This window comes from Candidatus Polarisedimenticolia bacterium, from assembly GCA_036001465.1.
GTDB lineage: Bacteria > Acidobacteriota > Polarisedimenticolia > Gp22-AA2 > Gp22-AA2 > Gp22-AA3.
In genome coordinates this window covers 67580-85952 of sequence record DASYUH010000032.1, presented here as the reverse complement: position 1 = coordinate 85952, position 18373 = coordinate 67580, and the positions used below count along the sequence as shown (strand labels likewise).

The window sequence follows — 18373 nt, the reverse complement described above, 5'->3', positions numbered from 1 at the left end:
CCGTTCAGGGTTCGTGGAGAATGACCCGCGCATCGAGCGCCACCGCGCCGTCGGCTGAACAGAGCAGGGGGTTCACTTCGGCGTCTGCGACCTCCGCCACGGACAGCAGGAGCCGGGCCAGGGCCTCGAGCGTCGCGGCCACCGCGGAGCGATCGGCCGCGGGGCGGCCGCGCCCTCCCGCGAGCCGGCGGCCGGCGCCGGTGGATCCGATCATCCCGTCGATCGTGCCCCGGGGGCAGGGGATCGTGCGGAGCGCGACGTCGCGCACCGACTCGGCGTCGGTGCCGCCCGTCCCGAAGAGGAGCACCGGCCCCAGGTGCTCGTCGCGCCGCGCCCCGGCGATCGTCTCGACGCCCCCGCGGCGGAACGGAGTGAGGCGGACCGCCGCCCGGCCCGATGTCGATGGCCGAGCGGCCCCCTGCGATCGGCCCGTCTCCCTGTAGGCCTGCCTGACCTCCTCGGGCGTTCTCAGGTCGAGGTGGACCCCGCCCGCGTCGCTCTTGTGGACGACGGCCGGGTCGTGCACCTTGAGGACGACGGGGAACCCGAGCGACGCGGCGGCATCGACCGCGGACTCCTCGTCGCCGGCGAGGCGGGCGGGGAGCACGGGAACGCCGAAATGCGCCAGGAGTCGCGCGGCCTCGTCCTCGGACAGCGCGCGCTCCGGCCGGCGGCGCCCGTCGTCGATCGCGGCCCGCAGGTCGGGCGGAAGAGGCGCGACGTCACCGGCCGGCCGCCCCGCGCGGCGCCACTGCAGCGTCCGGATCGCCCGCTCGCGGGCGCGCCCGCCGCGGGCCAGGGCCGCCCCGGCGCGCGCCGCGATCTCCGAGGAGGCATAGAGGGGCAGGCCGAGGCGGCGCAGCGGGGCGAAGGCCGCACGCTCCTCGTCGGCGTACAGGTCATGGATCAGGATCGGCTTGCGCGTCTCGCGGCGCCGGCGGTCGAGGAAGCCCGCAAGCGCCTCGTCGTACAGCGCGTACCCGCCGAACAGAATCACCTGGTCGCAGCCCGGCCAGTCCAGGATCGGATCGAGGACGTTCTCGTACGCCCGCACATCGTATTCCGACCGGCCGGCGAGCTCGACAGGGTTGCTCACGATCGCCGCGAAGGGCGGCAGGTGCGCCCGCAGCGCGGCCACGACGCCTTCCGGAAGCGGATCGATCCGGAGCCCCGCCTCCGAGGCGGCGTCCGAGGTCAGGGTCGCATGGCCTCCACCCTCTCCGACGAGCGCCACGGCGGGGCCCGCGGGCAGCGGCGAGGTCAGGAACGCCTGAGCGATCGACAGCGCCTCGTCGGCGCGATCGACGAGGACGGCCCCCGCCTGCTCCAGCGCCTGGGCCAGCGCCTCCGCCTCGCCGGCCAGGGCGCCGGTGTGCGATCGGGCGGAGCGCCGGCCCGCGCGCGTGCGCCCGCCTCGCAGGACCAGGACCGGCTTCTCGGCCGCGGTTCCCTCGACCGCTTCGAGAAAGGCGCGCCCGCGGCCACGCGCGAACCCCTCCACGAAGACCAGGACGGCGCGCGTGTGCGGATCGGCGCGCAGGTAGTCGAGGTAGTCGTCGAGTGCGAGGTCGGCCTGGTTGCCGGCGGAGACGAAGCGCGAGAACCCGACGCCCGGCCGCCTCATGGCCTCGCGCGCCAGGGCGTATCCCAGGTTGCCGCTCGCCGACAGGAAGCCGAGGCCCCCCTCGGGAAACGGCACGATGGCGCTCAGGTTCAATCGGGCCGGGGCGCTGAAGATGTTCATGCAGTTGGGGCCGACGATGCGCGTGCCGCCGGCGGCCGCCGTCGCGACCATGTCGCGCTCGAGGCGGAGCCCCTCCTCGCCGTGCTCGGAGAATCCGGCGGCGTAGACGATCGCGAACGGGATGCGCCGGCGGGCGACGTCCTGGATCGCCGCCGGGACTTCGGGGGCGGGCCTCACGACGAGGGCGACGTCGACAGGCCCGTGAGCGTCGTCGAGCGATTTCAGGAAGGGGCGGCCCAAGAGCGCGCCCCCCTTCGGGTTGACCGGATGGATCGCCCCCGCAAACCCCTCCTCGATGAGCGTCTGGAGCAGGATGGTTCCGTACTTGCCGGGGGCCTGCGACGCGCCAAGGATGGCGACACCGCGCGGGTCGAACAGGCGCGCCAGGGCGTGTGCGTCGCCCTCCATTTCAGCCGAGCATCGGCGCCACCTCGCGGAAGGCGCGCAGGGTGGCCTCGACGTCCTCGTCGCTGTGCTGCACCGAGACGGTCCAGATGTCCTCCGGGCCGTAGGCCTGCGGCAGGATGCCGCGGTTCGCCATGCCGACCCAGAGCCTCAGGAACCGGTCCATCCGGGTGCGCTTGAAGTCATCCAGGCCCTGCACCGGCGCCCGGCCGTAGAACAGGGAGCCGGCGGCCCCCGCGGTGACCACGTGCGCCTCGATTCCGGTGCGGGTGATGATCTCCCGGTAGCCGTCCGCCAGGGCCTGGTTGACGGCGAACATCCGGTCGTAGGCCGTTGGAGTCAGGACCTCGGTCAGAGTGGCGTGAGCGGCCGCCAGGCCGATCGCGTTGGCGGCGTAGGTGCCGACGTGCTTGACGTTGCGCGTCTCGATCCCCTCCATCAGGTCGCGACGTCCGCCGAACAGGCCGATCGGAAAGCCGCCGCCGATCGACTTGGCCATCGCCACGAGGTCCGCCGCCACGCCGAAATACTCGCCCGCCCCCTTGAGGCCGAGCTTGCATCCCATCTTGACCTCATCATAGATGAGGACCGCCCCCTCCCGGTCGCAGAGATCGCGCAGCCCCTGGAGGAATCCCTCGCGCGGCAGGAGGACGCCCAGATTGAAGACGATCGGCTCGAGGATCACCGCGGCGATCTCCTGCGGGTGGGCGCGGAACGCCGCGCGCGCGCTCTCGAGATCGTTGTACGCGGCGAGCAGCGTCTTGCTGACGAGGGCGCGCGGGATCCCGGCGCTGTAGATCTCCTGGCCCATCCACTCCGGGGCGCCGGGAGGCAGGTCCGTCTCGGGCCGGCCCAGCCAGAACTCCGGCGCCCCGCCGTGGTAGCAGGCGTCGAACTTCAGGACCGTGTCCCGGGCGGTCGCGCCTCGCGCCACGCGCACCGCGTACTGGGTCGCCTCGGACCCGGTGTTGACGAAGCGCACCAGGTCGAGCCGGAAGCGCTCGCAGACGATCCGCGCCAGGTCGGCCGTGCGCGGGTTCGGATAGCAGGTCATCGTGCCGTTCCCCATCTGCCGGCGCACCGCGTCGAGGACGGCCGGGTGGGCGTGCCCGGTCAGGAGCGTCGACTGCGCCAGGCTCCAGTCGACGTACTCGTGGCCGTCCACGTCCCAGACGTGCGCGCCGCGCGCCGCGCGCAGGAACAGCGTGTGGGGATCCATCACCCGGAAGTTGCTGCAGACGCCCGCGGGCAGGAACCGCCGGGCGCGCTCCAGCTCGTCGATCGAGCCGGCCGACCGGGACTTGAACCGCGCCAGCTCGGCGGCGAGCGGATCGGGCGCGGGGAAGGGGACGGCGCCGGGTGGCGGCGTCACCGGCGGCCGGGGGGGCGCGCTCCTGTCGATATTCATGGCGGACTCCTGTCGGATGACCGGAATGGTGAGAACAATGAATGCGAGGGCGGCCGTTCAGGATCGGGGGATGACGATCAGAGATCTTCCGGATCGACGCGCAGCGTGCGCATGAGCCGATGCTAGCAAAGCCGCGCCGGAACGGTCAATGCGCCGAACCACGCCGTGAAACGGTCCTAGCGGACCAGGCGGTCGAGATCGCGCTTCATCACGCCGTTGACGATGATCTCCCGCATGATCTCGGAGGTCCCTTCCCAGATCCGGTCGACGCGCAGGTGGCGGAAGTGGCGCTCGGCGGCGAAGTCCCGGCAGTAGCCGCGCCCGCCGAAGATCTGCACCACGCGATCGGCGACCCGGTTGGCCATCTCGGAGCAGTAGAGCTTCACCATCGAAGCCTTGGCGTGCAGGGTCTTCAGGTCGGCTCGGCCGGTGTCCTCCTCCCACGCGACCTTGTAGGTCATCATGCGGGCCGCGAACAGCTCGGTGGCCGAATCGGCCAGCATCGCGCCGATCGCCTGGTGCCGGTACAGCTTCCGTCCGAACGTCTCGCGCGTGGCGCACCAGGCTTTCGCCTCCTCCAGGAGGCGCTGGGCCGCGCCCAGGCAGCGCGCGCCGATGTGCAGCCGCTCCTCGCGGAACCAGGCCCGGGTGATCGTGTTCGCCTCGCCGGCGCCGCCGAGCATCTGCGCCTCGTCCACCTCGCAGTTCTCGAAGACCATCTCCGGGTGCTTGTCCTCGGTGCGCGTCATGAAGTGCGGGATGCGCTGGATGCGCATCCCGGGCGTGCCGCGATCCACCAGGAACAGCGTCTGCTCGTCCGGACCGGTGACGCAGTGGACGATCACCGCCGGCGCCCGCTCGCCGCTGGTGACGAACCACTTCTCGCCGTTGATCACCCACCGCCCGCCGTTCCTGACGGCGGTGGTCCGGAGGCCGGAGGTGTCGGAACCGCCCCCCGGCTCGGTGATGGCGTAGGCCACCGCGGCGGCCGTGCCGCGGACCGCCGGGTCGAGGTACTTCCTGCGCTGCGGCTCGTTGCAGCGCAGGAGCGCGTTGTACGGCCCGCCCACGTACCCCCAGAGATCGTTGGTGGCGCGCCCCGCCTGCTCCTGGACGATCACCTGCTCCAGGACCGACGACCCGAGGCCGCCCATCTCCTTCGGCACGTTCATGGCCCACAGCCCGAGCTCGATCGACAGGCGCCGCAGGCGCTCCGACACGTCGTCGGGGAGCGCCTCGGTCTCCTCGACGGTCATCTCGTGCGGGACCAGCTCGTCCTCGGTGAAGCGGCGGGCCCTCTCCTGCAGGGCCAAAAGCTCGGGCGTCAGGTCGAAGTCCATGGCCGTCCCCCTCCGGGAGCAGCGGGTGAAACCACGCCGGATCGCGGGATGGGAGGGATGGTAGCACGCAGGTGTGCGAGAATCCCCCGATCCCGGAGGAGGAAAAATGAGACGCTGGCTCGCAGGCGTGGGAACCCTGTTCGCTGTCCTGGCAATCGACACCGCGGTCGGCGGCGTGCGGGGCGCCGCGGCTCGAGGCGCGGAAGGGGCCGCGGCGGCCGGCAACAGGGAAGCCGCTGCCCGGCGCCTGCACGCCCGCGCCATCGTGGTGGACACCCACGTGGACGCGCCGTACACGCTCGAGAAGAAGTGGGCCGATGTGGGCGAGCGCGGGGCGACGCCGCATTTCGACATCCCGCGGGCCCTGGAAGGGGGGCTCACGGCCCCGTTCTTCGCCATCTACGTCCCGGCGCGCTTCGCCGAGACGGGCGGGGCGGCGCGCGAGGCGCTCGAGCTCATCGACCTGACGCGGCGCGTGGTCTCAGCGCACCCGCGGGAGATGGTCCTGGCCGCTTCGGTCGCCGACATCCGCGCGGCCAAGAAGGCCGGCCGCATCGCCGTCCTGATGGGCATCGAAGGGGGGCACGCCATCGAGGACTCGCTCGGAGCGCTGCGCCAGTTCCAGGGGCTGGGCGTGCGCTACATGACTCTGACGCACACCAACACGAACCACTGGGCCGACTCCTCCGGGAGGTTCTACCTGCCCGACTTCAACCCGGCCGAGTATCAGGTCCACCACGGACTCAGCGAGTTCGGGCGGCAGGTGGTGCGCGAGATGAACCGGATCGGGATGCTGGTGGACGTCTCCCACGTGTCGGACGAGACGATCGACGACGTGCTCGAGACCTCGCGCGCCCCGGTGTTCGCCTCCCACTCCTCGTGCCGGGTCCTGAGCGACATCCCGCGCAACCTGACCGACGACCAGATCAGGAGGATCGCCAAAGGCGGGGGCGTCGTGATGATCAACATCGGGTCGTACTTCCTCGACCAGAAGGTGGTCGACCAGTCGAAGGCCGATCGCGCGGCGGTCATGGACTCCTACCTGAAGATCAAGAAGGACCTGCAGGCCGACCCGAAGGCGCGCGACGAGGCGATCAGCAAGCTGTTCGACGCCCTCCCGAAGCACCGGACGTCGTGGACGCGGGCCGTCGATCACATCGAGCACGTCATCGAGGTGGCCGGCCCGCAGGCCGTCGGCCTGGGCAGCGACTTCGACGGCATCGAGGACCCTCCCGAGGGGCTGGACGACGTCTCGAAGCTGCCGGCCCTCACCGCCGAGCTCCTGCGGCGCGGCCATTCGGAGGAGGTCGTCCGCGGCGTCCTGGGGGAGAACTTCCTGCGCTTCTTCGCGCGAGCCGAGGAGGCGGCACGCGGCCTGTCGACGGAGGCTCCCGGGACGGCGAGGCTGGAGACCGAGTGAGCCGGGTCCACCGGAAGCGCATCCCGATCCGCTGGCGCGACATGGACGCCTACGGCCACGTCAACAACGCCGTGTTCCTCAACTACCTCGAGGAGGCGCGCGACGAGATGGTCCGGCGGCTCTTCGCGCGGCGGGACGGGGAGTTCGACTATGTGGTGGCGCGCGTGGCGATCGACTTCCGGCGGCCGCTGCGCCAGGAGGACGGCGAGGTCGTCGCCAGCTGCCGGGTCGAGCGCGTCGGCCGGTCGAGCATCCGGACGAAGGAGACCCTCGTCACGCGAAGCGGCGGCCTGGCGGCCGAGGCGGAGGCGGTCCTGGTGTCCCATGACCGCACAACCGGCGCCTCGCGCCTCCTGACCAAGGGGGAGAAGGCGATCCTGGCCCCGCGAGTCCGGAGGCGCCGATCCCGCTGACGAGAACGATCCGGGCTCTCCTCCTCCTGGCGCTCTGCCCTCGCGGCGTGGTCCTGGGCGCCCCGGACGTCGAGCGCCCGCGGGTCGAGGCGGTGCGGACGGAGGGCCCGATCCGGATCGACGGCCGGCTCGACGAGCCGGACTGGACGCGCGCCGGCGTCATCGCCGACCTGACCCAGCACTCGCCGCACCCCGGCGAGCCGACCCGCTACCGGACCGAAATTCTCCTGCTTCGGGACGCCGAGGATCTCTATCTGGGGTTCCGGTGCTTCGATCCGGAGCCGGCGCTGATCGCCCTGCACTCGATGCGCCGCGACGTGGACGACCCGTTAGGCGAGGACTTCGTCTCCATCGCCTTCGACACCTACGGCGACCGCCGCACCGCGTACTTCTTCGACGTGCGCGCCTCGGGGGGGATCAGCGACGGCCTGATCCCGGGGCCCGGGCTGTGGTCGATCGACTGGGACGGCATCTGGGAGGCCCGGACGCGGGTGGACGCGGACGGCTGGACGGCGGAGGTCCGCATCCCCTCCCGGACTCTGCATTTCAAGAAGGGCCTCCCCGAATGGGGCATGAACCTCCTGCGCGGCGTGGCGCGCGATCGGATCCTCTATCACTGGTCGGGGCTGAGCCGCGACAGCGATTTCCTCGACCTGACGAGCGCCGGCCGATTGTCCGGCGTCGCCGACCTGGACCAGGGGCACGGCCTGACGATCACGCCGTACGGGCTCGCCCGCTACGAACGGGCGCCGGACGAGGACACCCTGAACCGTGTGGGCCGGGGCGGGCTCGACCTGTCCTACAGCCTGACCCCGCAGCTCACGGGCGTGCTCACGGCCAACACCGACTTCGCGGAGACCGAGGTCGACACGCGCCAGATCAACCTGACGCGCTTTGACCTGTTCTTCCCGGAGAAGCGCTCCTTCTTCCTGGAGGGGTCGAGCCTGTTCAACTTCGGGCTCGGCCTGAGCGAGGAGTTCCTGCCGTTCTACTCGCGGCGCATCGGCCTGATCGATAGGGAGACGGTGCCGATCGACTGGGGAGCCAAGATCCTCGGACACGCCGGCCGCCTGGGGGTCGCGGCGCTCGACATCGAGACCGGCAGCTCCAACCAGGCGCCCCGGACGAACCTGGCGGCGGCCCGCGTCACGTACGACGTCGGCGACAGCCTCCGGATCGGGACGATCGTCACCCACGGCGATCCCGAAGGGCTCCGGAGCAACACCCTGGCGGGGGCCGACGTCACCTGGCACACCGCGCGCATCCGGGGGGACAAGAAGATGACCGTCGGCGCCTGGGCGGCGCGCTCGAGCGGCGATCTCGCGGCCGGGCGCCGCGACGGCTGGGGGGTGAAGGTCGACTTCCCGAACGACCTGTGGAACGCCTACGCCCGGTTCTCGGAGTTCGGCGAGGCGCTCGACCCCGCCCTCGGGTTCCTGCCCCGGCCGGGGACGCGCTGGTACGACTTCTGGAGCGCTGTCCAGCCACGCCCGAAACGCGACGGCCCGCTCGCCTTCATCCGGCAGGCGTTCTTCGAGACCCGGTACACCCAGGTGGACGACCTGGGCGGCCGCACCGAGAGCCGGCGGCTGTTCACGGCCCCGTTCAACATCGAGACGGAGTCCGGCGAGCACCTGGAGGCCAACTGGGTCCCCACCTTCGAGTCCCTGACCGCTCCGTTCGATGTCGCCGGGGGGATCGTCATCCCGCCGGGGGACTACCATTTCACGCGTTACCGCTTCGAGGCGCAATCGGCGCAGAACCGCAGATGGCGCCTCGGAAGCACCGTCTGGCTCGGCGGCTTCTACGCCGGGCGCCTCACGCAGATCGAGACGTTCGTGAACTGGGACGTCTTCCGGGGGCGCCTGTACCAGAAACTCGATCTACAGAACGACTTCGGCCGCCTGCCCCAGGGCGACTTCGTCCAGCGGCTGCTGCAGATGGAAAACATCTACGCCTTCTCGCCGCGCCTCGTCCTCTTCGGCTTCTTCCAGTACGATTCCGAATCGCGCCAGCTCGGGATGAATGCCCGCCTGCGCTACACGCTGCGCCCCGGCAGCGACCTGTTCTTCGTGTGGAACCGCAACTGGACCCACCCGCCCGGCGAGGGGCGCCTCGACATCGGTCCGGTGAACGACCAGGTGGCGCTCAAGCTCCGCTTCGCCTGGACCGGGTGAGCCGGCATGGAACCTTTGGGGCCGCGCCACGTTGACGCTCCCGAGGGCGCGTGGTAACGTCCGCCCCCTCAGCCGGACTGCGGACACGACCAAGGACAAGGACGGGACGATGACGACGCCTCAGGAGTCGCGCGGGGTGGCGCTGCGGGTCGCCGACATCCGCTACGCCTACGGGAAAACCGTGGCCGTCGACGGCGTGTCGTTCGACGTGCGACCGGGGGAGATCTTCGGGCTGCTCGGGCCGAACGGCGCCGGCAAGACCACGACGATCTCGATCGTCTCGGGGATCCTCCCGCCGGCCTCGGGCCAGGCGCTCATCTTCGGGCAGGATGCCTCGGGCGGCTCCGGCAGGGCCCGCGCCCGGATGGGGGTGGTGCCCCAGGACATCGCGCTCTACGAGGAGCTGACAGCGGCCGAGAACCTGCGCTTCTGGGGCCGGCTGTACGGACTGTCGGGCGCCGGGCTCGAGGATGCGGTGGGCCGGTCCCTCGACCAGGTCGGTCTCGCCGACCGGGCGAAGGCGCGCGTCAAGACCTATTCCGGCGGGCTGAAGCGCCGGCTGAATCTCGCCGCCGGCCTGGTGCACTCGCCCGACCTCCTGCTCCTCGACGAGCCGACGGTCGGGATCGATCCGCAGGCGCGGCTGCGCATCCTGGACGTGGTGCGCGACCAGGCCCAAAGCGGGCGGGCCGTGCTGTACACCTCCCATTACCTCGAGGAGGCGGAGCAGATCTGCGAGCGGCTGGCGATCATCGACCACGGCCGAGTCCTGGCCGCCGGGACGGTCGCCGAGCTGCGGCGCCTGGTGGGTGAGGGCCCGGTGGTGCGCGTCCGGGGATCGATCGACGGCGACGGGCTGAGGGCGCTGGCGGCCCGCTGTCCGGGGGTTTCCTTCCTGAGCGCCGACGGCGACAGCGCCTCGTTCGCCGCGCGCGACCCGGACGCCTGCTCCGTGCTGGTGCGCGAGCTGTTCGGCAGCGGGCTGAAGCTGGACGACCTGCGCGTCCAGGAGCCTAATCTGCAATCGGTCTTCCTCAAGCTGACCGGCCGCGAGCTGCGCGACTAGAGACGGGGGTTCTCCGCATGGGCACCCTGGCCACGCTCGTCCGGAAGGACCTGAGGCGGCGGCTCGTCGACCCGTCCAAGCTGCTCCTGAACCTGGCCATTCCGCTCGTCATAGCGGGGATGATGGCGCTCGCCTTCGGCGGCCGCGGTGACAGCCAGCGGACCCCCGTGCTGCACCTCGTGGTGGTGAATCAGGACGAGGGGCCGATCGGACGCGCCCTGGGGAACGCGCAGCAGAACCCGGAGGCGGCGGGGCGCATGGAGATCCGGCAGGCCAAGGATCGCGGGGAGGGCTTGAGGCTCCTGCGCGAAGAAGAGATGGCGGCGCTGATCCTGATCCCGAAGAATTTCAGCGCCGACCTGCTCGACGGGAGGGACGTCGAGCTGGAAGTGGTGAAGAACCCGGCCGCGTCGATCATGCCGGTGATCGCCCAGCAGGGGATCGAGGTCGCGGCCCTCTACATCTCGATCGGCGCCCGGCTCCTGGACGGCCGCGGGGCGCAGATCGCGGAGTTGTTCGAAGGCCGTGGCTGGAACGACCCGCAGGCGATCGCCGCCCTGGTCACGGAGCTCTACGGGCGCGTCCGGGGGATCGACGCCTTTCTGATCCCGCCGCTCATCGAGGTCAAGGCCGGCGAGCGGGAGACCGCGAAGGAGGCCGGCAAGGGCCGGCCGAACTTCATGATCTGGATGTTCCCCGGCGTGATGATCATGGGCCTGCTGTTCACCGCCAACACCCAGATGCGGGACCTGCTGAGGGAAGGGGAGATCGGGACGCTGCGGCGCCAGCTCGTAGCACCCCTCGGCGCGGTCAAGGTCCTCGTCGCCAAAATCGTCTCGGTGGCCGCGGTGGTCGCAATCGCCACGGTCCTCCTGCTTCTGGTGGGGCGCTGGGCCTTCGGCGTGCGCTGGGGTCCCGTGGCCCCGCTCGCCGCCGCCACGGCGGTCATCGTGCTGGCGGCGACCGGCTTCGCGGCGCTGGTGTTCTCGCTGGTGCGCACCGAGCGGCAGGGGGACGCCTTCGGCGGCGTCCTGGTCATGCTGATGTCGCTCCTCGGAGGGACGTTCTTCCCGCCGCAGGTCGTCCCGTCCTGGATGCAGGGGATCTCCCGTCTCACGCTCACGTACTGGTCGCACGGGGTTCTGCGCGATCTGGCGGCCGGTGGCGGGTGGGACAAGATTCGGGGTGAGCTCTCGATTCTCCTGATCATCGGGCTGGCCCTGACCCTGGCCGGCGTCATCGCCCTCAGGCGCCGCCACCTGCGAGGCGCCCTGTGAGGGCCCTGACGCTCGCCCGGCAGGACCTGCGCCTGACTCTTAGGGATCGCAGCTCGATCTTCTGGATCTTCATCGCGCCGGTCCTGTGGGTGTACATGTTCGGGTCGATCTCCCGCTCGACCCCCACGCGCATCGGGCTCCAGGTGGTCGAGGAGGAGTCTTCGGCCCTCGCCGATCGCCTGGTCGAGCTCCTGCGCGCCGAGAACTTCGAGGTGACCGTCGTCCCGTCGGGCGGCCCGGTTCCCACCGGGAAAGACGCCCCGGCTCGCTCGGTCACCATTCCCGCGGGATTCGCGGGCTCGATCGCGGCGCGGCAGAAGGTCACTCTCGACCTGAAGGAAGGGGAGAGGGCCAACGCCGAAGGGACGATCGCGGCGGAGGTCGCCCTGCACCGCGCCATCGTCCGGCTGCTGGCGGGGGAGGCGCTCGGCCCGATGCCGCCCGCCGAGGACAAGGTGCGCGTGCGGTCGTCGTGGGCCGTCGAGCGCGCCATCCCCACCGGCTACTACCAATCCCTGCCTGGGAACCTCGTGATGTTCGTCCTGATCTCGACCATGACCTACGGCGCGGGGCTGCTCGTCACCGAAAGGAAGAAGGGGATCCTCCGCCGGCTCGCCACCTCCCCCTTGACGCGCGGCGAGATCATCGCCGGGAAGGCGCTCGGGCGCGCGGCGGTCGCCTCGGTCCAGGTGGGGGTGTTCCTCCTCATCGGTTTCGCCCTGTTCAAGATCGACTGGGGTCGTTCCCCGGCGGGGCTCGCGGCGATCCTCGGCCTGTTCGTCCTGACCGCCGCGGCGATGGGGCTCCTGTCCGGGTCCTGGTTCAAGTCGTCCGAGGCGGCCTCCGGCATGGGGATCGTGCTGGTCCTTATCATGTCGGCGCTCGGCGGCTGCTGGTGGCCCGCCGAGGTCGTCCCCGACTGGCTGCGCCTGGCGGGGTTCGCCTTCCCGACCGCCTGGGCCATGCGCGGCCTGCACGAGCTGATCTCCTGGGGCGGGGGGCTGCGCGACGTCCTCGTGCCCTGCGGCATACTCGGGATGTTCGCCCTGGGATCCGGTCTCCTGGCGACCCGTCTCCTGCGGCGGGCGATCTAAAGACGAGGATCCGGAAGCCCGGCCGGATGCCCGCTCAGGCCCCTAGCCCCGTCCCGCGATCATCGCCGCCAGCGCCTCGATGTGGCCGGGGCCCGTGCCGCAGCATCCGCCGGCCAGGCGGGCCCCTTCCGCCAGACGGCGCTCCATCCAGGAAGCGTACGCCTCGGGCTCGTGATGATCCGGCAGCCGCCAGCCCGTGACGTCGTCCGGCTCGCCGAGGTGGGCATAGAGCCCATGAGGTAGGGCAGGCGCCATCCGGGCGAACGCCGGGTAGATTGCGTCCATCGCCTCGGGCGTGGCGCAGTTGATCAGAATGCCGCGCAGCTGCGACCCGCCGAGTTCGACGAGGCGCGGCACCGCGTCGGCCAGGGGCTCGCCGGAGAGCAGTTGCATCGGCGCGCGCGGGCAGAGACTGAGCAGCATATCGAGGCCGGTGCCACGGGCCGCCTGGAGCGCGGCCTCGGCCTCCCGGCCGCAGTTCATCGTCTCGATGAAGAGGAGGTCGACGCCGAGCCCCGCGAGGCATTCGGCCTGCCGGCGGTGCTCGGCCAGGCACTCCGCCTGCGGCGGCACCAGGTCGGGCCGGTAGCAGTCCTCGAGCGGCGCGAGACCGCCGGCCACCAGGCAGGCGCGCCCCGACCCGGCGGCCGCCCCGGCCCGGGCGCACTCGACCGCGCGCCGGTTGGCGGCCTGCCACTCGCCGGGAGCACCGGCCCGATCCAGGGCGCGGAGCGTCGTGCGGAAGGTGTTCGTCACCAGGATCTCGGCGCCGGCGCGCGCGTACTCCCGGTGAATCAGCGCCAGGGTCTCGAGCCCGCGGTCGGACAGGAGGGCGCGGGCCGACCAGAGGGGGAGGGTGGTGTCGAGGCCGCGCCGCGACAGCTCGGTGCCGACCGCGCCGTCGAGGAGGACCGGCCCCGGGCGCGCCAGGAGCGCCTCGAGCCTCGTGGCCAAGGTCCTAGACCCCCGGGTGGCGCTGGAGATCCCGCTTGGGCCCGAACGCCCCCACGAACCACGAGATCAGGCTCACCACGAGGGAACCCAGGATCGCCCAGCCGATCGAATCGACCCCGAACCCCGGAACGATGTAGGCCGCCAGGGCGAAGGCGAAGCCGTTGATCACGAAGTAGAACAGGCCGAGCGAGAGGATGGTGATCGGCAGGGTCAGGAACAGGAGAATCGGTCGGACGACGGCGTTGATGAACCCCAGGACGAGGGCCGCCACCGCCAGGGTGGACATCGAATCGACGTGCACACCCGGCAGGATTCTCGAGCACACGAACAGGGCCAGCGCGGTGCTCAGCCAGTGCGTCAGAAAGCGGCCCATGGACCTCCCGTCACGTCGCGGCCTTCAGTCGCCGCTGCAATTCTGCACGAGGGCGCCGCACTTCGTGCAGACCTCCTTGCACTTGCGGAACTCGGTCGGGCCGCCGCAGGCGGGGCACGGCATGGCGATGCGGGCGCCGCCGGCCGACTCTTCGGGTTTCATGCGCGGGACCCTCCCGACAGGGAGAGTATACATAGTGGCGCCGAGAGTGTGGAGAAGAGACCCGTTCACGGGCAGGAGTTGGTCACGGTCAATTGTTCATCCGCGAACGCGGCGCGGGGGGATGTCGCCTACCAAACCCGGCTGCAGTGTGAGTTTGGGGCTGGCTTGAGGCTTGATAACTGGACCACACGGCCCGGGCAGCCGTCGAGCTGGTGATGGTCGTTTCCACACTCTGAGCGCCACTATGGAAAGTAAACGCGCTAGGGGCCTGCCAGGGTATCGAGTCCAGAGCTCAGCGGGGGCGCTCCAGCCAGGAATTGACGCTGAAGCTGTAGGTCAGCTGCGCCGACACGGAGTAGCCGTTCGAGAAGAAGGACTTGCTCGCTTCGGGGACGTTCCAGTAGTCCCGGCGGTAGGCGACCTTCAGGATGGCGCCGGGGCCGATGCGATAGCCGGCGCCGGCTTCCACGTCGAACAGCTCCGAGTTGTTCACGATCCAGAGTCCGCCGAAGAGCGGCATGATGTATGGGTAGTCGTTCTTCTCGACGCGCATCGCGGTGAAGAAGCGGGGCGAGAAGGTGAACTTCGGCTCCACGAAGTAGGCCCGCCCGCGGGACTTGAACGCGCTCGTCGGCGCCTCGTAAGTTGAGGCGGCGTAGTCGGCGTTCAGCTCGAAGTGCCCGCGGCTGAACTGCAGGTCGGCGCCCGTGATCATCTGCCCGAAGTCCTTCCACGTCGTTCCGGCCGGCAGGTCCTCCTCGATGTCGGGGCCCAGGTAGGGCCCCCGGGTGGAGTAGACGCCGATCCGCAGGCCGGTCACGGGCGTCACCCCCAGGGCCAGGGCGGGGCGCACGGCGGAGCCCGGCTTCGGAGTGTACGCGTCGTTCACCATCGGGCGGTCGATCGCCGCCACCCGGTAGTCCAGGCGCGACACCTGGCCGCTCACCTGGATCCCGTAGGGGTAGGCCACGTCGTAGCTGTCCGGATAGCCGATGAGCGGATTGGTGGATGACAGGTACCGCCGCGCGAAGTTGCCGATCGGCGTCAGGATCTTCCCCCCCTCGATGATGAGCCGCCGCGGGGCCTCGAACGTGTAGCGCACCACCGCCAGATCGAGGACCGATTCGCCGTCCTCCTCGTAGCTCCCACGTCCCTCCTCCAGCCTGCCGAGCGCGAATCCCTGGAGCCGGGGGCGGAACTCCCCGATGGTCCACAGCCGCAGGCGTCCGGCGGGAGCGGTCTCTCCTTCGTTCTTGCTCAACAGGAATGACGCGTCGTCGGTCTTCCAGACCTCGGCCTCGAACAGGCCCTGGACCAGAACCTTGTCCTCGGCGCAGATCGGCCCTGCAGGGATCAGGAAGAAGACGGCGGCGAGGAGGCCGCGCAGCGCCCGGCGCCGGGACGCGGCGCGGCACGACCGCGGACTCACCCGCGGGCCATCATGCGGCTGTCTGAAGCTCATGCCAGGCCTCCCGCAATGTGGTGAGGTACTCTTCCATCGAAAACGGCTTCAGGAGGCAACGGGAGCGGATCTCCTCGAGAAATCCCGCCTCGCCCACCGTGTCGCCGGTGACGAACAGGAACCCGTGCGTGCCGGACTTCCGGTGGCTCGCCGCCCAGCGATACAGCTCCTTGCCGCCGATCTCCCCCGGGATGTTGAGATCGGACACGATCAGGTCGAAATCCTGTCGCTTGAGATGATCGACCGCTTCGGTCCCGGTCCGCGCCCCCACCGCGCGGGCCCCCACCGAATCGAGAATCGCCATCTGCAGCTCCAGGACGGCGGGCTCGTCATCCACGACCAGAATGGCCGCCGGCAGGGAGCGCCCGGCGGACGCGACCGTGACCGGACGGACCTGCGGCGCGGCCTCGACGTTCTTTCCGGCCGTCCGCGGCAGAACGATGGTGAAGCGGGCGCCCCCCCGGGGCTGGTTGTCGGCCGCGATGGTTCCGCCGTGGCTCTGCACGATGGCGTGCGAGATGCTCAGGCCCAGGCCGGTCCCCTTGCCGACCGGCTTGGTCGTGTAGAAATGCTCGAAGACCCGCGCCGGATCCTGCAGCCCCGGGCCGTCGTCCGAGAACACGATGGTCGCCCCCCCGGGGGAGTTGCGGGTGCTGATCGTCAGCGTCCTCGCCGGCGTCAGGCCCAGAAGCGCGTCGTAGGCGTTGCTCACGATGTTCAGGAAGACCTGCTGCAGCTCGAGGTCGCTGGCGCACAGGTTCACCGGCTCCGGGGCGAGGTCGAGCGTGAGCCCGATGCGCGACTTCTCGAAGTCCCTCTGCCGCAGCGCCACCGTGTCGCGCACGATCTGGTTGACGTCCACGGTCAGGCGCTCGCCGGTGTCGCGGTGCGCCACCTGGAGCAGGTTCCTCACCAGGGCGACGATGCGCCGCCCCTCGGCGCGCACCGTCGCCAGGCGCTTGCGCACGGAGTCGCTGATCGTCTCGACCTCCATGAGCATCTCGATGTTGCCGACGACGCCGGTGAGCGGGTTGTTGATCTCGTGCGCCGCGCCGCTGAGCATCCGTCCGAGCGCCGCCAGCTTTTCGGTCTCTTTCAGCCTCTCGACGCGCTCGAGGTCCTCCTTGGCGCGCTGCAGGATCTTCTGTTCGTGCTGCTGCAGCGATTCCATGAGGTGATTGTAGGTGTCGCTCAGAACGCGCACCTCGACGCCGGCCTGCGCGCTCTCGAAGCGATGGCCGTGGTCGCCCGTCTCGGCGACGGTGCGCATGAACGCCACGAAACCCTGGAGCGGCCGGAGGACCGAGCGCGACGTCGCCGACGCGGCCACCCCCGCCAGGAGGACGGCGATCGAACCGCAGGAGAGGAGCGTCCAGAGGAGGGCCCGGTTCGCCGGTGCCAGGGCGCCGGTCAAGGAGTGCAGCAGGACGACCGAGACCGGCCGCCCGCCCTGATCCGACCCAAGCGACAGCGGCGCCGCGACGAAGTCCTCACCTCCGATCGGGACGACCGGGGGCGGGCCCGGCGCGTCCGTCCCGGCGGGTGCAGGCAGCTCGAGCCTGGAGCCGGCCGGGAGCGCGGCGTCGAACGTCGATCCCAGGATGCGGCCGGCGGCGATCACGACGATCTGGCTGTCGAAGGCGCGGTGCAGTCGCGCGACGTAGTCCCGGTCGAGCAGGTCCCCCACCGACAGGGTTCCGATGATGTAACCCTGCAGGACGATCGGCACGCAGCCGACCTGGAAGTACCGGTCGTCGAAGCGCATGACCGCGAAATTCTGCGGTCCGACGGGGGCGTCCTGGGCCAAGGCCCGGCGCACGACCGGCCAGGATCCGAGCGACGTCCCGGCATGGAGCCCGAAGCCGCGCCGGCCGCCGCTGGCGAGCACGCGGCCCTCATGGTCGGTGACGATGAGCAGATCGCGCGCCAGCCCCGCTGCGATCTTGGCCGCCTCGGTCTCCACGGTTCCCAGCAGATCGGGACGCGTGTGTGTCCCGGGGGCGGCCTCCAGGCGATAGGTCTCCATGGCCGCCCGCAGCGTGGGGTTGTCGGTCATCAGCGTGGAGGTCCGGACCAGCTGCTCGAGGTCCTTCTCCTCCAGGCTCAGGAGCATCCGCTGGTGGTGGGCCAGCGTCGCCGCCAGGAGCTCCCGGGTGTTCCTGCGAATCTGGACGCTGAGCGTCAGGAAGGCGGCAAGCACCGAAACGGCCGTCAGCGCGGTGGTAAACAGGACGAGCTTGGTTCCCAGGCTGGCGGCCCGCCACCTCGACGTCACGCGGAAATCCTCACTCACCGGAAAGCGGCCCCGTGAGCGGAATCCTGAAGTGGACCACCGCCGGCTGCCCCGATTCAATCCGGACGTCGTGGACCTGCGGCCGGGCCCGCTCGTGCCAGCCGACCGCCCGGTACGTGCCGGACGGGATGCCGTCGATCTGGAAGCGGCCGTGAGAATCGGGCGTGGCGAAGAACGGATGGTCCAGCACCATGATGACGGCGCTCATGTCGGAGTGAATGTGGCAGAACACCTTGACCAGGCCCGGCTTGTCGAAGCGGACCCCCTTCGCCTCCCCCCGGGGATAGCGTCCCAGGTCGAACGAGGCCGCCTTCGACAGGGAGAAGACGTTGTGGAAGATCGGGTCGGAGTTGGGAAACTCCACAATCGAGCCCCGCTGCACGGCCAGGACGTGCGGCAGGAACGTCGAGTTCTCCTGTCGCATCCTGAGCGGCGAAGCGGGAGGGGACGGCACCGCCACGCCGGCAGGGGTCGACTCGAGATAGATCACGACGTTCTGAAGCTCTTCTTCGCGGGTCGGCTGACCGGCCGCCACCGCGGGCTGCACGAAGTCCGTGTAGAGATTGAAGCGCATCTTCCTGGAGGACAGCTCGGGCCCGACCTCGACGGATCCCGACAGGCTGCCACCGCGGCCGGAGGGCCGGTCCGCGTTCCGCACCGGCTCTTCGGCGCGCGCCGGGGCGAAGGACAGTAGAAGAACGGCCGCGGCCGCCCCGATGCGGGACAGCCGGCGAAAGGGTCGAATACCCCGGGACTCGTGCCTGAGCCTGTGCATGCTCCGCCCG

The 18373-nt window shown here is 70.6% G+C and carries 15 protein-coding genes; 6 read left to right on the top strand and 9 right to left on the bottom strand.

Translation table 11 applies throughout. The features are described from left to right. Positions 1 to 4: 4 nt before the first annotated feature. From VGV60_06210 to VGV60_06200, 3 genes are all read right to left on the bottom strand, one after another. Positions 5 to 2152: an acetate--CoA ligase family protein gene (locus VGV60_06210; GenBank protein HEV8700848.1), complete on the bottom strand. Its 2148-nt coding sequence runs from the start codon at positions 2150 to 2152 to the stop codon at positions 5 to 7. A gap of 1 nt (position 2153) precedes the next feature. Continuing rightward, a complete protein-coding gene (locus tag VGV60_06205) occupies positions 2154 to 3557 on the bottom strand; it encodes an aminotransferase class III-fold pyridoxal phosphate-dependent enzyme (protein HEV8700847.1) in 1404 nt (467 codons plus the stop codon). Between the two features lie 176 nt (positions 3558 to 3733). Further along, a complete protein-coding gene (locus VGV60_06200; protein ID HEV8700846.1) occupies positions 3734 to 4897 on the bottom strand; it encodes an acyl-CoA dehydrogenase family protein in 1164 nt (387 codons plus the stop codon). Positions 4898 to 5003: 106 nt separating this feature from the next. On the opposite strand from VGV60_06200, the gene VGV60_06195 reads away from it, so the two are divergent. The 6 genes from VGV60_06195 to VGV60_06170 all read left to right on the top strand — a co-directional run bounded on the left by VGV60_06195 (position 5004) and on the right by VGV60_06170 (position 12344). Then, a complete protein-coding gene (locus VGV60_06195; protein ID HEV8700845.1) occupies positions 5004 to 6317 on the top strand; it encodes a dipeptidase in 1314 nt (437 codons plus the stop codon). Then, a complete protein-coding gene (locus VGV60_06190; protein ID HEV8700844.1) occupies positions 6314 to 6730 on the top strand; it encodes a thioesterase family protein in 417 nt (138 codons plus the stop codon). The genes VGV60_06195 and VGV60_06190 overlap by 4 nt, the downstream gene beginning before the upstream one ends. A gap of 47 nt (positions 6731 to 6777) precedes the next feature. Beyond that, positions 6778 to 8907, top strand: coding sequence for a DUF5916 domain-containing protein (locus VGV60_06185; protein ID HEV8700843.1), 2130 nt, complete (start codon positions 6778 to 6780; stop codon positions 8905 to 8907). A gap of 109 nt (positions 8908 to 9016) precedes the next feature. Beyond that, the gene (locus VGV60_06180; GenBank protein HEV8700842.1) at positions 9017 to 9973 is read left to right on the top strand and encodes an ABC transporter ATP-binding protein; all 957 of its coding nucleotides are present in this window, start codon (positions 9017 to 9019) and stop codon (positions 9971 to 9973) included. 17 nt (positions 9974 to 9990) lie between these two features. Then, the gene (locus VGV60_06175) at positions 9991 to 11250 is read left to right on the top strand and encodes an ABC transporter permease (GenBank protein ID HEV8700841.1); all 1260 of its coding nucleotides are present in this window, start codon (positions 9991 to 9993) and stop codon (positions 11248 to 11250) included. Next, a complete protein-coding gene (locus VGV60_06170; protein ID HEV8700840.1) occupies positions 11247 to 12344 on the top strand; it encodes an ABC transporter permease in 1098 nt (365 codons plus the stop codon). Before VGV60_06175 ends, VGV60_06170 begins: the two co-directional genes overlap by 4 nt. A gap of 42 nt (positions 12345 to 12386) precedes the next feature. On the opposite strand, the gene VGV60_06165 is transcribed toward VGV60_06170, so the two are convergent. From VGV60_06165 to VGV60_06140, 6 genes are all read right to left on the bottom strand, one after another. After that, the gene (locus tag VGV60_06165; protein HEV8700839.1) at positions 12387 to 13298 is read right to left on the bottom strand and encodes a homocysteine S-methyltransferase family protein; all 912 of its coding nucleotides are present in this window, start codon (positions 13296 to 13298) and stop codon (positions 12387 to 12389) included. 4 nt (positions 13299 to 13302) lie between these two features. After that, entirely contained in the window at positions 13303 to 13671 is a 369-nt protein-coding gene (locus VGV60_06160) for a phage holin family protein (GenBank protein HEV8700838.1), read from the bottom strand. A 24-nt stretch (positions 13672 to 13695) separates the two neighbouring features. Beyond that, entirely contained in the window at positions 13696 to 13833 is a 138-nt protein-coding gene (locus VGV60_06155; protein ID HEV8700837.1) for a hypothetical protein, read from the bottom strand. A 292-nt stretch (positions 13834 to 14125) separates the two neighbouring features. Beyond that, the gene (locus tag VGV60_06150) at positions 14126 to 15295 is read right to left on the bottom strand and encodes a hypothetical protein (GenBank protein ID HEV8700836.1); all 1170 of its coding nucleotides are present in this window, start codon (positions 15293 to 15295) and stop codon (positions 14126 to 14128) included. Further along, positions 15273 to 17570 (bottom strand): hybrid sensor histidine kinase/response regulator, encoded by a 2298-nt coding sequence (locus VGV60_06145; protein ID HEV8700835.1) that lies wholly within the window; start codon positions 17568 to 17570, stop codon positions 15273 to 15275. The genes VGV60_06150 and VGV60_06145 overlap by 23 nt, the downstream gene beginning before the upstream one ends. A gap of 10 nt (positions 17571 to 17580) precedes the next feature. Continuing rightward, positions 17581 to 18363 (bottom strand): carboxypeptidase regulatory-like domain-containing protein, encoded by a 783-nt coding sequence (locus VGV60_06140; GenBank protein ID HEV8700834.1) that lies wholly within the window; start codon positions 18361 to 18363, stop codon positions 17581 to 17583. Between the last annotated feature and the right edge of the window lie 10 nt (positions 18364 to 18373).

What these genes read in the sequence shown, in the direction of transcription:
- VGV60_06140 (HEV8700834.1), bottom strand. Translation starts at nt 18,363, where the DNA reads ATGCACAGGCTCAGGCACGAGTCCCGGGGTATTCGACCCTTTCGCCGG.
- VGV60_06155 (HEV8700837.1), bottom strand. Translation starts at nt 13,833, where the DNA reads ATGAAACCCGAAGAGTCGGCCGGCGGCGCCCGCATCGCCATGCCGTGC.
- VGV60_06195 (HEV8700845.1), top strand. Translation starts at nt 5,004, where the DNA reads ATGAGACGCTGGCTCGCAGGCGTGGGAACCCTGTTCGCTGTCCTGGCA.
- VGV60_06210 (HEV8700848.1), bottom strand. Translation starts at nt 2,152, where the DNA reads ATGGAGGGCGACGCACACGCCCTGGCGCGCCTGTTCGACCCGCGCGGT.
- VGV60_06175 (HEV8700841.1), top strand. Translation starts at nt 9,991, where the DNA reads ATGGGCACCCTGGCCACGCTCGTCCGGAAGGACCTGAGGCGGCGGCTC.
- VGV60_06180 (HEV8700842.1), top strand. Translation starts at nt 9,017, where the DNA reads ATGACGACGCCTCAGGAGTCGCGCGGGGTGGCGCTGCGGGTCGCCGAC.
- VGV60_06205 (HEV8700847.1), bottom strand. Translation starts at nt 3,557, where the DNA reads ATGAATATCGACAGGAGCGCGCCCCCCCGGCCGCCGGTGACGCCGCCA.
- VGV60_06200 (HEV8700846.1), bottom strand. Translation starts at nt 4,897, where the DNA reads ATGGACTTCGACCTGACGCCCGAGCTTTTGGCCCTGCAGGAGAGGGCC.
- VGV60_06150 (HEV8700836.1), bottom strand. Translation starts at nt 15,295, where the DNA reads ATGAGCTTCAGACAGCCGCATGATGGCCCGCGGGTGAGTCCGCGGTCG.
- VGV60_06160 (HEV8700838.1), bottom strand. Translation starts at nt 13,671, where the DNA reads ATGGGCCGCTTTCTGACGCACTGGCTGAGCACCGCGCTGGCCCTGTTC.